This is a genomic window from Agromyces aurantiacus (assembly GCF_016907355.1).
In the GTDB taxonomy this organism is placed as follows: domain Bacteria; phylum Actinomycetota; class Actinomycetes; order Actinomycetales; family Microbacteriaceae; genus Agromyces; species Agromyces aurantiacus.
On sequence record NZ_JAFBBW010000001.1, the window covers coordinates 1,815,574 to 1,829,110 of the forward strand.

A 13,537-nucleotide genomic window follows, 5' to 3' on the forward strand; every position below is an offset into this window, starting at 1 on the left:
GTCCGGCGCCGCGCCCCATCCGCTCACTCGGCGAGCAGGTGCGCGAGCGCCTCGCCGACCGCCTCGTCCTCGATGAGGAACGCGTCGTGGCCGTAGTCCGAGCGGAGCACCACCGGCTCGGAGCCGTGGGAGCTGCGGCGCAGGTGCCGGGCGATCTCGCGCTGCCCCTCGAGCGGGAAGTAGCGATCGCTGTCGATGCCGAGCACGAGGCTCCGGGCCGTGATGCGCCCGAGCGCCGCCGCGACGCCGCCCCGGCCACGGCCGATGTCGTGCGAGTTCATCGCCTCGGTGAGCACGAGGTAGCTGTTGGCGTCGAACCGGCGCGTGAACTTGTTGCCGTGGAAGTCGAGGTACGACTCGACCGCGAAGCGGCCGCCGCCGCCGAGCGGGTCGAGGCCGGACTGCCAGCTGCGCTCGAACCGGTGGTTCAGCTCGGCGGGCGTGCGGTAGTTCAGCATCGCCATGCGGCGGGCGAGCGAGAGCCCGCGCGTGGGGCCGTCGCCGTCGGGCGCGTCGTAGTAGGCGCCGCCGCGGAACGCGGGATCGCTCCGCACGGCCTCGAGCTGGACGGAGTTGAGGGCGATCTGGTCGGCGGTCGTGGCGGGCGGGGCGGCGAGCACCGCGATCCGCTCGACCGCGTCGGGCGCCGTGATCGCCCACTCGAGCACGTGCATCGCGCCCATCGAGCCGCCGACGACGGCGGCGAAGCGGTCGATCCCCACGCTGCGGGCGAACGCCAGCTGCGCGGCGACCTGGTCGCGGATCGTCAGGAAGGGGAACCGTGCGCCCCACTCGACGCCGTCGGACGCGAGCGAGGACGGCCCCGTCGAGCCCTGGCAGCCGCCGAGCACGTTGGGCGCGATCACGAACCAGCGGTCGGTGTCGATCGCGCGGCCCGGCCCGACGACGCCCGGCCACCAGCCGGGACTCGGATGCGCCGGGCCCGCAGGCCCGAGCACGTGGCTGTCGCCCGTCAGCGCGTGCAGCACGAGGATCGCGTTGTCGCGCGTGGGGGAGAGCTCGCCCCACGACTCGTACGCGATGCGCACGTCGGGCAGGGTCTGTCCGGACTCGAGCGCGAGGTCGCCGATGCGCTCGAAGCGGCGGTCGCCGACGGGGTCGCCCTCGCGCCACGCGCCGGTCGCAGGTGCCCGGCCCGCGAGCTGGTGGGCGGCGCGCGCCTCGGGCACGATGCTCGCCGGCACCGTCTCCGAGATCGTCTGCCAGTCCATGCCTCGATTCTCCCGGACGTGCGGCCCGTCGCGTCGACTGTTACGCCCGGCCCGTGCCGTCGCGCGTCGCGCCCCGGAGACGACGGATGCCGCGTCCCGGGCGGGACGCGGCATCCGGTCGGTGTCAGGCGCGGTCAGACGCGCGCGGCCTCGGTGGCCCGGCGGGCGGCGGCCAGTCCGGCCTCGAGGTCGGCCTTGAGGTCGTCGACGTTCTCGATGCCGACCGAGAGGCGGACGAGTCCGGGCGTGACGCCCGTCGTCAGCTGCTGCTCGGGCGTGAGCTGCGAGTGCGTCGTCGAGGCGGGGTGGATGACCAGCGAGCGCACGTCGCCGATGTTGGCCAGGTGGCTGAACAGCGAGAGGTTGTCGACCAGCGCGCGGCCGGCGTCCACGCCGCCCTTGAGCTCGAACGAGAGCACCGCGCCGACGCCCTTGGGCGCGTAGGTGTTGGCCGCCGCATACCAGGGGCTCGAGGGCAGGCCCGAGTAGTTCACGTGCGCGACATCGGGGTGGGAGTCGAGCCACTCGGCGATCTCCTGCGCGTTCTGCACGTGGCGCTCGATGCGCAGCGAGAGCGTCTCGATGCCCTGGATGAGCTGCCAGGCGCTCGCCGGCGCGATCGAGGCGCCGAGATCGCGCAGCAGCTGCACGCGCGCCTTGATGACGTACGCGAGCGCGTCGCCCACCGCGGCCGTGTAGCTCGCACCGTGGTACGAGGGGTCGGGCTCGGTCAGGCCCGGGAACTTCTCGACGTTCTTCGACCACTCGAACCGGCCGCCGTCGACGATGACGCCGCCGATCACGGTGCCGTGGCCGCCGAGGAACTTCGTGGCCGAGTGGATCACGATGTCGGCGCCGTGCTCGAACGGGCGGATGAGGTACGGCGTCGCGATCGTGTTGTCGACGATGAGCGGGATGCCGTTCTCGTGGGCGATGCCCGACACGAGCCCGATGTCGAGCACGTTGATCTTCGGGTTGCCGATCGTCTCGGCGAAGAACAGCTTGGTGTTGGGGCGCACCGCGCGGCGCCACTCGTCGGCGTCGTCCTGGTTCTCGACGAACGTGGTCTCGATGCCGAGCTTGGCGAGCGTGTACTTGAAGAGGTTGTACGTGCCGCCGTAGATCGAGCTCGACGAGACGATGTGGTCGCCGGCCTGCGCGATGTTGAGCACCGCGAAGGTCTCGGCCGCCTGGCCCGACGCGACGAGGAGGGCGCCGCTGCCGCCCTCGAGCGCGGCGAGGCGCTCCTCCACCACGGCCTGCGTGGGGTTCATGATGCGCGTGTAGATGTTGCCGAACTCGGCCAGCGCGAAGAGGTTCTGCGCGTGCTCGGCGGAGTCGAACACGTACGACGTGGTCTGGTAGATCGGGGTGGCGCGAGCCTTGGTCACGGGGTCGGGCGCAGCGCCCGAGTGCACCTGCTTCGTCTCGAAGCGCCAGTCGGCGGCGTGGTCGGCCATGGAGGACTCCTTCGGGGTCGGGAATGCGGCCCCGCCGCATCCGTCGCCCACCGTACGGGCAGTCGATCAGGCGATCAACGGATGCCGCAACACGGCGTCATGCGCCCGGGTCCCGCGGCGCAGGGGGCGGCGGGAGCGCCTCGGGCGGCAGCACGATCGTGCCGGTCGCCGTCATCGGCTCGGGCCGGAACAGCCATCGCGCGCGCGGCTCGACGAGCGGCCGGAACACGCGCCGCACGGGCTTGAGCGAGAGCACGATCGACACGAGCACGCAGAACGCGATCATGGCCGGCAGCATCCACCACGGCTGGGCGCCCTCGAGCATCGGCGTCTCGCGGAAGGGGAAGAGCACGAACGAGTGCAGCAGGTAGATGTACATGGTCGCGCTGCCGAACGCCGTGAACCAGGTCGTGCGGCGCGGCATGAGGATCAGGAACGCGACGGCCAGCAGCATCGCGAGTAGCAGCAGGAAGAGCCGGATGGCGCCCGACCAGGGCTCGTCGTAGCCGATCGCCTCGTAGGACTCGTCGTAGAGCATGAAGCGCCGCAGCTTCAGGTCGCGCCACGTCTCGATCGCGAGCGGCATGACCGCGAGCAGCGCGGCGAACAGGGCGATCGCGCCGGCGCGCCAGCGCCAGGCGACCGCCGTGGTCAGGTCGAGCCACCGGTCGGTGAGCCGCCACTGCCGCAGCTTCCAGCCGAACACGAAGAACGGCAGCATGCCGAACGTGCGCGAGAGGGCGAGCGTCGAGTCGATCTCGGTCGTGTAGCCGGCGCCGATCGAGATCGCGATCGCGATGAGCAGCGGAAAGCGCAGCAGCACGAGGTAGGGCAGCGCGATCCGCCAGATCGCCAGCGCGATGAGGAACCACAGGGTCCACGACGCGGTCGTGTAGTCGAGCACGAACTCCCCGCCGAGCAGGAACCGGATGACGGTCCAGATGGTCTCGAAGATGAGGTAGGGGAAGACAATGTCGGTGAGGATCTGGCGCATCGCGCGTGCGTTCGGCGGCCCGGACTTGGCGAAGTAGCCCGAGACGGTGACGAACACCGCGACGTGGAACGAGTAGATGAACAGGTAGACGCTGTAGGCCGCGTCGTCCTCGCCGATGAGCGGCAGGATGCCGTGCCCGATGACCACGAGCGTGATGGCGATCCACCGCGCGTTGTCCCACAGGGGCACGCGGCGCTTGCGGTGCGGCGGCCGGGGTGCTCGTTCCTGGGGCGTCGGCAGCATCCGCCCATTCTCCCGCACGCCGGGACGTCCGGCACATCCGCGTGGGCCGAGCGGTGGAGAATGTCCGCATGGACGGCATGCGCGCGGTGGTCACGGGAGCGAGTTCGGGCATCGGCGCGGCGACGGTGCGGGGGCTGCGAGCGGCCGGATGGGACGTGCTCGCCGTCGCGCGGCGCGAGGACCGGCTCGCGGCGCTCGCCGCGGAGACCGGCGCGACCACGTTCGTCGCCGACGTGACGAGCGACGCGGACGTCGCGGCGCTGCGCGACCACGTCGCCCGCTCGGGCGGCGCGCACGCGCTCGTGAACAACGCCGGCGGTGCGAAGGGGCTCGCGTCAGTCGAGGAGTCCGAGCTCGACGACTGGGCGTGGATGTTCGAGGTGAACGTGCTCGGCGTCAAGCGCGTGACGAGCGCGCTGCTGCCCCTGCTGCGGCGCGGCGCGCAGGAGCGCGGCGTCGCCGACATCGTCAACGTCACCTCCATCGCCGGGCATGTCGCCTACGTGGGCGGCGGCGGGTACAACGCGGCCAAGTTCGCGGCGCACGCGCTCACCGAGGTGCTGCGGCTCGAACTCAACGGCGAGCCGATCCGCGTGATCGAGGTCGCGCCCGGGATGGTGCGGACCGACGAGTTCGCGCTCGTGCGGTTCGGCGGCGACCGGGCGAGGGCCGACGCGGTCTACGAGGGCGTGCCCGAGCCGCTCGTCGCGGAGGACATCGCCGGCGTCATCGTCGACGCCGTCTCGAAGCCGCCCCACGTCGACCTCGACCTCATCGTCGTCAAGCCGGTCGCGCAGGCGGCGCCGTACCGGCTGGCGAAGGGGCCGCTCGCCGTCAGGCCGGCGGACCGCTCGTGAGGCGATGGGCCGTCGGCGCCGAGGGGCGCCGGGAACGGTGGGTCGAGGCGACGTCGCGGCTGCTCGCGGTGCTCGGCGTGCTCTTCGTGGTGTCGTACGTCGTGTTCGTGCTCTGGGTCGACCGGCCGCGCTGGGTCGATCCGATCCTCTGGGTCTTCCTGGCCGCCGGATGGGTCGCCTTCGTGACCGACGTCATCGTGCAGGTGTCCCTCACGCCGCGCGGCCAGCGGTGGCGCTGGGTGTGGCGCCATCCGGTCCAGGTGCTCTCGGCGCTGCTGCCGCTCTTCCGCGCCCTGCGCGTGGTCTCGCTCGTCCAGCAGCTGCCGGTCCTCGAACGCCGGACCACAGGTGCGGTGCGGGCGAGGTTCGTGTCCGAGGCGCTCACGTACGCGCTCGTGTTCGTGTTCTTCATCGCGCTCGTGACCTATCACGTCGAGCGCGACGCGCCCGGCGCGACGATCGTGACCTTCGGCGACGCTCTCTGGTGGGCGTGCGTGACGCTCGCCACCGTGGGGTACGGCGACATGGTCCCCGTGACGGTGCCGGGCCGGATCTACGCGGTCCTGCTCATGGCCGGCGGCGTGGCGATCCTCGGCACCGCGTCGGCGGCGCTCGTGTCGGTGCTGAACGAGCGCCTCCAGTCGGCGCGGCGCGCCGCCGGATCGCCGCCGCCGTTGGCCGAGCGCCCGGGCCTGGTCGACGACGCGTCGGGCCGGGCCGCCGAGGGGCTGCACGAGACCGGCCCGGGCGCGGCGGACGTCGGCGACGCCGAGGGCCCACGGACGCCCTAGCCTTGAGCGCATGACCTTCGACGCGAACGACGCGGCCGTCGACGACGGGATCCGCCGCGAGATCCTCACCTGGGACGACTTCTCCGACGCCGCACGGAGCCTCGCGGGCGACGTGCTCCGCTCGGGCTTCGCCCCCGACGTGGTGATCGCGATCGCCCGCGGCGGACTGCTCCTGGCCGGTGCGGTCGCCTACGCGCTCGGCACGAAGTCGTGCGGTTCGATCAATGTCGAGTTCTACACCGGCGTCGACCAGCGGCTGCCCGAGCCGGTGCTGCACCCGCCGATGCTCGACGCGCCGGCGCTCGGCGGCAAGCGCGTGCTGCTCGTCGACGACGTCTCCGACTCGGGCCGCACGCTCGCGAAGGTCGTCGACCTGCTCGGCGAGGCCGGCGCCGAGGTCCGGAGCGCGACGCTCTACGTCAAGCCCCGCACGGTGCTCGTGCCCGACTTCGCCTACCGCGAGACCGACGACTGGATCGTCTTCCCGTGGTCGGCGCTGCCGCCCGTGCGCATCGAGGAGGCGGCGCGATGAGCGTGCACCTCGTGGGCGGCGGCTGGAGCGCCGAGCACGCGGCATCCGTCTACGGGCCCTTCCTCGCCGAGGCCGCGGCCGAGTCCGGCCGTGACGGGCTCGAGCGTCCCCGCATCGCGGTGCTGCTCGTCGCGCCCGACGACGAGGCCGCCGGGCTCGCCGGCCGCTGGCGCGCGGCGCTCGCGTCGGTCGCCGACGTCGACGCGGCGATCACGGTCGTGCCCGAGGACGGGGGCTTCGACGCGGCGGCGCTCGCCGGAGCGCACGGCGTGCTGGTCGGCGGCGGCCTGACGCCCGCCTACCGCCGCGCGGTCGAGCCGATCGCGGGCGAGCTGCGCCGGCTCGTCGCATCCGGGCGGCCCTACCTGGGCTTCTCGGCCGGCGCCGCGATCGCGTCCGACACCGCGCTGCTCGGCGGGTGGCGCATCGGCGGCGTGCGCGTGGCGCCCGAGGAGACCGCCGAGGACCTCGACGAGGTGACCGTCGAGGCCGGCATCGGACTCATCGACCTGACGGTCGACTGCCACGCCGCCCAGTGGGGCACGCTGACCCGGCTCATCGCCGCGACCGAGGCCCGCCTCGTCGACGGCGGCATCGCGATCGACGAGGACACGCTGTTCTCGATCGGCACGAGCGGGCTGCGGGTCGCGGGCGCCGGCAACGTCTGGAGCGTCACCGCCGAGGACGACGGGGTGTCGGTGCGGAGCATCGCCGGCTGATGGCGCGCACCCTGCCCGAGCTCGCCGAGGCGGGCCTCATCGACGCGTCGTGGGCCGAGGCGCTCGTGCCCGTGGCCCCCGACATCGCCCGCATGGGCGAATTCCTCCGGTCCGAGGTCGCCGACGGCCGCCCGTACCTGCCCGCGGGCGACCGCGTGCTGCGCGCGTTCCGCCAGCCCGTCGGCGAGGTGCGGGTGCTCATCGTCGGGCAGGACCCCTACCCGACGCCCGGGCACCCGATCGGCCTGTCGTTCGCGGTCGAGGAGCACGTGCGTCCCATCCCGCGGAGCCTCGCGAACATCTACCGCGAGCTCGCGGACGACCTCGGCATCGCGCCGCCTGTGCACGGCGACCTCGGCGCGTGGAGCCGCAGCGGCGTCATGCTCCTGAACCGGGTGCTCACGGTGCGGCCGGGCGAGCCCGCGTCGCATCGCGGCATCGGCTGGGAGCGCGTGACCGACCACGCGATCCGCACGCTCGTCGCCCGCGGCGGGCCGCTCGTGGCGATCCTGTGGGGCCGCGACGCGCAATCGCTGCGACCGTTGCTCGGCGACGTGCCGCGCATCGAGTCGGTGCACCCGAGCCCGCTCTCCGCGAGCCGCGGGTTCTTCGGCTCCCGGCCGTTCAGCCGCGCGAACGAGCTGCTGGCCGAGCAGGGCGGGCGGCCCGTCGACTGGTCGATCCCCGGCTGAGCGGGCCGCGACATCCGCTCGCAACACGGCGCGCGTAGCATGGCGGGATGCTCGAGGAGGAATACCAGCAACGGCGGGAGCTGCCGCGGCACCTGCGCCGGACCGAACCCGAGGAACCGCCGTTCGCCTTCGAGATCCGCCCCGCCCGAGCCGCCGACCTGCCCGCGGTGCGCGAGATCTACAACTACTACGTCGCGAACTCCACGGTGACCTTCGACGAGGACGCCATGACCCTGCGCGAGTGGAAGCAGAAGTTCGCGCAGCTCGAGAAGCTGGGCCTGCCCTTCCTCGTGGCCGAGTCGCCGTCCGGCCAGCTGCTCGGGTACGCGCTCGTGGCGCCGTGGAAGCCCAAGCGCGCCTACCGGTTCACCGTCGAGGACTCGATCTACCTCGGCCCCGCGGCATCCGGCAAGGGACTCGGCCGCGCGCTGCTCGGCGCGCTCATCGACGCCTCGAAGGCCGCCGGCCTGAAGGAGATGCTCGCGGTCATCGCCGACCAGGGCGCCGACGCCTCGATCGCGCTGCACGAGAAGTTCGGGTTCAAGGAGATCGGGCGCATGGGCCGAGTGGGGTTCAAGTTCGACCGCTGGCTCGGCACCGTGCTGCTGCAGAAGACGCTGAAGTAGCGGATGCCGCGGGCATAGGCTCGTGGCGTGGTCGACGACCTGCACGAGTACACCGCCCTCGAACTCCACCAGTTGCTGCAGCGCGGCGACGTCACGCCCGAGGAGGCGACCGAGCACTACCTCGGGCGGATCGAGCGCCTCGATCCCGTCATCGGCGCGTTCGCGCACGTGACGCCCGACGCGGCGCGCGAACGGGCACGGCTCGTCGCCCGCGAGGTGCCGCATGCGGCGCCGCTCTGGGGCATGCCGCTGGCCGACAAGGACCTCCATCCCCGCGCGGGCGTGCCGACGGCCTTCGGCTCGCGCGTGCACGACGCGCACGTGCCCGACGCGTCCGACGACCTCGTCGCGGCGCTCGACGCCGCCGGCGCCGTGAGCCTCGGCAAGACCGCGACGCCCGAGTTCGGACTGCCCTCGTACACCGAGCCGCTCGCCGGGCGCCCCGCGCGCAACCCGTGGGACCTTTCGCTCGGTGCGGGCGGGTCGAGCGGCGGCGCAGCCGCGGCCGTGGCGGCGGGCCTGCTGCCGTTCGCTCCGGGCAGCGACGGCGGCGGCTCGATCCGCATCCCGGCCGCGTCGTGCGGCCTCGTGGGGGTCAAGCCCTCGCGCGGGCGCGTGCCGTCGGGGTCGGGGCTCGGCGGGCTCGCGGGCCTCGGCGTCGTCGGGCCGCTCGCGCGGACGGTCGCCGATGCGGCGCTGCTGCTCGACGGCATGATCGCACCGCTCGGGTACCCGGCGTCGCACCCGTTCGCGGTGCGCGCGCCGGGGGAGGACGGCCCGTACCTCGGCGCGGCGATCCGGGGCGAGGGTCGGTTCCAGGTGGGCGTGCTGCGGGACACGCCGTGGGACTCGTTCACCGACATCCGGGTCGATCCGGCCGCGGAGGACGCGCTCACGGCCGCGCTCGGGCTGCTCGACCGGCTCGGCCACGGCGTCGAGGAGATCGCCGCGTCGCCCGAGCCGGGATACCCCGCCGCGTTCCGGACGATCTGGCAGGCCGGCGCCGCGACGATCGAGGTGCCCGAGGGCCGGAACCACCTGCTCGAGCCGCTCACGCGGTGGCTCATGGGCCGGGGGCGGGAGCGCTCGGCGTCCGAGCTCGCGTCGGCGCTCTCGTGGCTCGCCGAGTTCGAGCGGCGCACCATCGCGCGCTTCGCCGCCTTCGACGCCGTGCTGACGCCGGCCCTCGCGCTGACGCCGCGGCCGGTCGGCTGGTACGACGCCGAGGACGGCGAGGAGAACTTCGCGCAGCAGGTGCGGTTCACGCCGTTCACGTCGTTCGTCAACGTGGCCGGGCTTCCGGCGATCGTGCTGCCCGTGCACGACACGGCCGAGGGGCTTCCCATGGGCGTGCAGCTGATCGGGCGGCCCGGCGGCGAGGCGATGCTGTTCGCCCTGGCCGCGCAGCTCGAGCGGGTCGCGAGGCGCGGACGGCGGCGACCGCCGGTCTGGTGAGCGGATGGCACGGTCGCGCCCGTGCGCCGTGTGCAAGACTTAGGTAATGCTTACCTCACCTGCCGCGACCGCGACCGCCGCGGCACGCCCGCGCCCCGCGTACCGATCGTTCCGCGCGACCGTGCGGCGCTTGCGACGGCTCACCCCGCACTTCACGCGGGTGACCTTCGGCGGCGAGGAGCTCGCCGGGTTCGGCACGGCCGGCCTCGACCAGCGCCTCAAGGTCGTGCTGCCGCTGCCCGGCACGGGGTTCGACGACTTCCCGGGGGGCGAGGACTGGTACGGCACGTGGCGCGAGCTGCCCGCCGAGCGGCGCAACCCCTTCCGCACCTACACGATCCGAGCGGTGCGCCCCGAGCTGCGCGAGGTCGACGTCGACTTCGTCGCGCACGGCGACGCCGGTCCGGGCTCGGCCTGGGCGTCCCGCGCCCGCCCCGGCGACGAGGTCGTGCTCGTGGGGCCCGACGAGCTGAGCGAGGGCCGCACGATCGGCATCGACTGGCGGCCGGGCGAGGTCGAGATCGTCCTGCTCGCGGGTGACGAGACCGCGGCTCCCGCGATCTGCGCGATCCTCGAGTCGCTGCCCGCCGACGCGTCCGGTGCGGCGATCATCGAGGTCCCGGGTGCCGACGACGTGCTCGAGGTGCGCGCGCCGGCGGGCGTCGAGGTGCGCTGGCTCCCGCGCACGCCCGACCAGGTCCACGGCGAGCGGCTCGTCCCCGCCGTGCGCGACTGGGTCGCCGGCACCTGCCGGTCGCGCGACGGTGCCGACCCCGCGGACGCGGCCGCCGGGATCGCGAGCCGCCCGCTCGCCGAGCTCGAGGCCGCGGCCGACGCCGACGGCGTCCTGTGGGACGTGCCCGAGGGCACGAGTCTCGACGGCGACTGCTACGCGTGGCTCGCGGGCGAGGCGTCCGTCATCACGGCGCTGCGCCGCTTCCTCGTCCGCGACGCCGGACTCGACCGCCGCCGGGTCGCGTTCATGGGGTACTGGCGGCGGGGCCGAGCCGAGCTCGCGTGAGCTCCCCGACGATCGCCCGCGCCGGCGGAACGGCCGCGCCGTCGCCCGTGCGCGGCCCGGCCCCGTCGAGGTCGCGCGGCGCGCGCGCCGTCGCCGTGCTCGCGGGGGCCGCGGTCGTGCTCGCCGTCGTCGTCGTCGCGAGCCTCGCGCTGGGCGTGCGCGCGATCGACCCCGCCGAGGTGTGGCAGGCGCTCGTCGCGCCCGATCCCGCGGATGCCGACCAGGCGGTGGTCCTGCAGCTGCGGGTGCCCCGGACGGTCGTCGGCCTCGCCGCCGGTCTCGCCCTGGGCCTGGCCGGCACGCTCATCCAGGGCGTGACGCGCAACCCGATCGCCGATCCGGGCCTGCTCGGGGTCAACTCGGGGGCCTCGCTCGCGGTCGTGCTCTGCATCTCGCTGCTCGGGATCGCCTCGCCGCTCGGCTTCGTCTGGTTCGCGTTCGCGGGCGCCGCGGCGGCCGCGGCGGTCGTCTTCGCGATCGGCGGCGCGCAGCCCGTGCGGCTCGCGCTCGTCGGGGCCGCACTCACGGCGCTGCTCACGCCGCTCATCGCGCTCGTGCTGCTGCGCGACACCGAGGCGTTCACCCAGTACCGGTTCTGGGCGGTCGGCTCGCTCACGGGTCGCGACCTCTCGACCGTCGCCGCGCTGTGGCCGTTCCTCGTCGCGGGGGTCATGCTCGCGGTCGCCCTCGCGCATCGCCTGAACCTGCTCGCGCTCGGCGACGACGTCGCCGCGGCGCTCGGCCAGCGCGTCGGCGTCACGCGCGTGACGGCGGGCATCGCGATCGTCCTGCTGTGCGGCACGGCGGTGGCGCTCGCGGGGCCGATCGCGCTCGTCGGCCTCGTGGTGCCCCACGCTGCGCGGCGGCTCGTCGGCAGCGACTACCGGTGGATCACCGCCCTCGCCGTGCTCCTCGGCCCGATCATGCTGCTCGCCGCCGACGTGATCGGCCGGCTCGTGGTGCCCAACGCGGAACTCGAGGCCGGCGTCGTGGCCGCCTTCCTCGGCGCACCCGTGCTCGTCGCGATCGCCCGCAGCCGACGGGTGGCGGGGCTGTGACGGCCGCGACGTTCTCGGGCGCCGACCGCGTCGCGGAGCTCCGCCGGGCCGACCGCCGCCGCCGCTCGCTCGTCGTCGCGGCGGGCGCGGCCGTCGCGGCCGCGATCGCGCTCGCCGCGCTGTCGCTCGGCGCCGCGGGCGTGAGCCCCGACCGCGTGGTCGGGGTGCTCCTCGGCGGCGGCGACCGGCTCGACCGGTTCGTCGTGCTCGACCTCCGGCTGCCGCGCATCGTCGCGGCCCTCGCGGTCGGGGTCGCCTTCGCACTGGCCGGCGCGGTGTTCCAGTCGACGCTGCGCAACCCGCTCGCGAGTCCCGACATCCTCGGCATCTCGTCGGGCGCGAGCCTCGGCGCGGTCTGGGCGATCCTCGGGCTCGGCGCGGGGGGCGCGGCCGTCGCGGGACTCGCGTTCGGCGGCGGGCTCGCGGTCGCGTTCGTCATCTGGGTCGCCGCGTGGCGGCAGGGACTGCACGGCGCCCGGTTCGTGCTCGTGGGCGTCGGCATGGCGTACCTCTGCGGCTCCACGGTCGCGTGGCTGCTCGCCCGATCCGAGGTCCGGGAGGCGCAGACCGCCCTGCACTGGACGGTCGGCAGCGTCGCCGATGTGCGCGGCGACGCGCTCGCGATCCTCGTCGCCGGGACCGCGGTGTGCGCGATCGCGCTGGCCGTCGCCGCCCGCGCGCTGCGGCCGCTCGCGCTCGGCGACGACCACGCGTCGGCGCTCGGGGTCGGCGCGGATGCCGCGCGCGTGGTGCTGCTCGTCGTCGCCGTCGCGCTCGTCGCCCTCGCGACCTCGGTCGCCGGGCCGGTGGCGTTCGTGGCGTTGATCGCCCCCGCGATCGCCAGGCGGCTCGTGGGCGGCGGGGGAGCGGCGATCGCCGCGGCCGGGGTGGCCGGCGCGGTGCTCACCCTCACCGCCGACGTCATCGGCCAGTTCGCGGTGCCGGGCTTCACGGCGCCGCTCGGCATCGTGACCGGCGTCATCGGCGCCCCGTACCTGCTGTGGCTGCTCGCCCGGACCGAGAGGACGCGCTCGTGAGCTCACTCCCCGTTCCCGAGGCCCGCACCGCCGGGCTCGCCGCCGAGGGCGTGAGCCTCGGCTACGACGGCCGCCGCGTGATCGAGGGCCTCGACCTGGTGGTGCCCGCGGGTCGGATCACCGCGATCGTCGGCCCGAACGCGTGCGGCAAGTCGACGCTCCTGCGCGGGCTCGCCCGGCTGCACCCGCTCGACGGGGGGCGCGTCACCCTCGACGGTCGCGACGTGTCGCGGATGCCGCGCCGCGACCTCGCACGCCGCGTGGGGGTGCTGCCGCAGTCCTCCGTCGCGCCCGACGGGGTGCGGGTCGCCGACCTCGTGGGGCGTGGGCGGTACCCGCACCAGGGGTGGTTCGGCCGCCACTCCAGTGACGACGACGAGGTGGTCGCCGAGGCGCTCGCGGCAACGGGGGTCGCCGACCTCGCCGACCGTCTCGTGGAGGAGCTGTCGGGCGGCCAGCGCCAGCGGGTGTGGATCGCCATGGTCCTCGCCCAGCAGACCGACGTGGTGCTCCTCGACGAGCCGACCACGTTCCTCGACGTGGCGCACCAGCTCGAGCTGCTCGACCTGCTCACGACGCTCAACCGCGAGCGGGGGACCACGGTGGTCATGGTGCTCCACGAGCTGAACCTCGCGGCGCGCTACGCGGACCACCTCGTCGTCATGTCAGGAGGGCGCATCGTCGCTGAGGGCGGGCCCGATCGGGTGCTCACCGAGGCGATCGTCCGCGAGGCGTTCGGGCTCGAGGCCCGGGTCATCGCCGACCCGGTCTCGGGCGGCCCGATGGTGGTGCCGATCGGCCGGTTCCACGCCGGGTGAAC

General features: G+C 74.3%; 14 protein-coding genes. 11 read left to right on the plus strand and 3 right to left on the minus strand.

The features are described 5' to 3' along the window. Window positions 1–23: 23 nt before the first annotated feature. From metX to JOD46_RS08590, 3 genes are all read right to left on the minus strand, one after another. Complete coding sequence (metX, locus tag JOD46_RS08580) at window positions 24–1,232, minus strand: homoserine O-acetyltransferase MetX (protein ID WP_204393378.1); 1,209 nt, start codon at window positions 1,230–1,232, stop codon at window positions 24–26. 134 nt (window positions 1,233–1,366) lie between these two features. Further along, window positions 1,367–2,692, minus strand: coding sequence for a bifunctional o-acetylhomoserine/o-acetylserine sulfhydrylase (locus tag JOD46_RS08585; protein ID WP_204393380.1), 1,326 nt, complete (start codon window positions 2,690–2,692; stop codon window positions 1,367–1,369). A 97-nt stretch (window positions 2,693–2,789) separates the two neighbouring features. After that, window positions 2,790–3,929, minus strand: coding sequence for an acyltransferase family protein (locus JOD46_RS08590; RefSeq protein ID WP_204393382.1), 1,140 nt, complete (start codon window positions 3,927–3,929; stop codon window positions 2,790–2,792). A 68-nt stretch (window positions 3,930–3,997) separates the two neighbouring features. On the opposite strand from JOD46_RS08590, the gene JOD46_RS08595 reads away from it, so the two are divergent. Genes JOD46_RS08595 through JOD46_RS08645 form a run of 11 tightly spaced genes read left to right on the plus strand, consistent with a single transcriptional unit; the run spans window position 3,998 to window position 13,535 of the window. Next, the gene (locus JOD46_RS08595; protein ID WP_204393384.1) at window positions 3,998–4,786 is read left to right on the plus strand and encodes an SDR family oxidoreductase; all 789 of its coding nucleotides are present in this window, start codon (window positions 3,998–4,000) and stop codon (window positions 4,784–4,786) included. Then, window positions 4,783–5,577: a potassium channel family protein gene (locus tag JOD46_RS08600; RefSeq protein ID WP_204393386.1), complete on the plus strand. Its 795-nt coding sequence runs from the start codon at window positions 4,783–4,785 to the stop codon at window positions 5,575–5,577. Before JOD46_RS08595 ends, JOD46_RS08600 begins: the two co-directional genes overlap by 4 nt. Window positions 5,578–5,587: 10 nt before the next feature. Next, window positions 5,588–6,109 carry a phosphoribosyltransferase gene (locus tag JOD46_RS08605; protein WP_204393388.1) on the plus strand — a complete coding sequence of 174 codons (522 nt, stop codon included), beginning with the start codon at window positions 5,588–5,590 and terminating at the stop codon, window positions 6,107–6,109. Further along, window positions 6,106–6,828 (plus strand): type 1 glutamine amidotransferase family protein, encoded by a 723-nt coding sequence (locus JOD46_RS08610; protein ID WP_204393390.1) that lies wholly within the window; start codon window positions 6,106–6,108, stop codon window positions 6,826–6,828. Before JOD46_RS08605 ends, JOD46_RS08610 begins: the two co-directional genes overlap by 4 nt. Beyond that, complete coding sequence (locus JOD46_RS08615) at window positions 6,828–7,520, plus strand: uracil-DNA glycosylase (RefSeq protein ID WP_204393392.1); 693 nt, start codon at window positions 6,828–6,830, stop codon at window positions 7,518–7,520. The genes JOD46_RS08610 and JOD46_RS08615 overlap by 1 nt, the downstream gene beginning before the upstream one ends. Window positions 7,521–7,567: 47 nt before the next feature. Next, complete coding sequence (locus JOD46_RS08620) at window positions 7,568–8,146, plus strand: GNAT family N-acetyltransferase (protein ID WP_204393394.1); 579 nt, start codon at window positions 7,568–7,570, stop codon at window positions 8,144–8,146. 27 nt (window positions 8,147–8,173) lie between these two features. Then, window positions 8,174–9,601, plus strand: coding sequence for an amidase (locus JOD46_RS08625; RefSeq protein WP_204393396.1), 1,428 nt, complete (start codon window positions 8,174–8,176; stop codon window positions 9,599–9,601). 46 nt (window positions 9,602–9,647) lie between these two features. Further along, window positions 9,648–10,622, plus strand: coding sequence for a siderophore-interacting protein (locus JOD46_RS08630; RefSeq protein ID WP_204393398.1), 975 nt, complete (start codon window positions 9,648–9,650; stop codon window positions 10,620–10,622). Further along, window positions 10,619–11,680 (plus strand): FecCD family ABC transporter permease, encoded by a 1,062-nt coding sequence (locus JOD46_RS08635; RefSeq protein WP_307834970.1) that lies wholly within the window; start codon window positions 10,619–10,621, stop codon window positions 11,678–11,680. The genes JOD46_RS08630 and JOD46_RS08635 overlap by 4 nt, the downstream gene beginning before the upstream one ends. Further along, window positions 11,677–12,717 carry a FecCD family ABC transporter permease gene (locus tag JOD46_RS08640; protein ID WP_204393400.1) on the plus strand — a complete coding sequence of 347 codons (1,041 nt, stop codon included), beginning with the start codon at window positions 11,677–11,679 and terminating at the stop codon, window positions 12,715–12,717. The genes JOD46_RS08635 and JOD46_RS08640 overlap by 4 nt, the downstream gene beginning before the upstream one ends. Further along, window positions 12,714–13,535 (plus strand): ABC transporter ATP-binding protein, encoded by an 822-nt coding sequence (locus JOD46_RS08645; protein ID WP_204393402.1) that lies wholly within the window; start codon window positions 12,714–12,716, stop codon window positions 13,533–13,535. The genes JOD46_RS08640 and JOD46_RS08645 overlap by 4 nt, the downstream gene beginning before the upstream one ends. The last annotated feature ends 2 nt before the right edge of the window (window positions 13,536–13,537 follow it).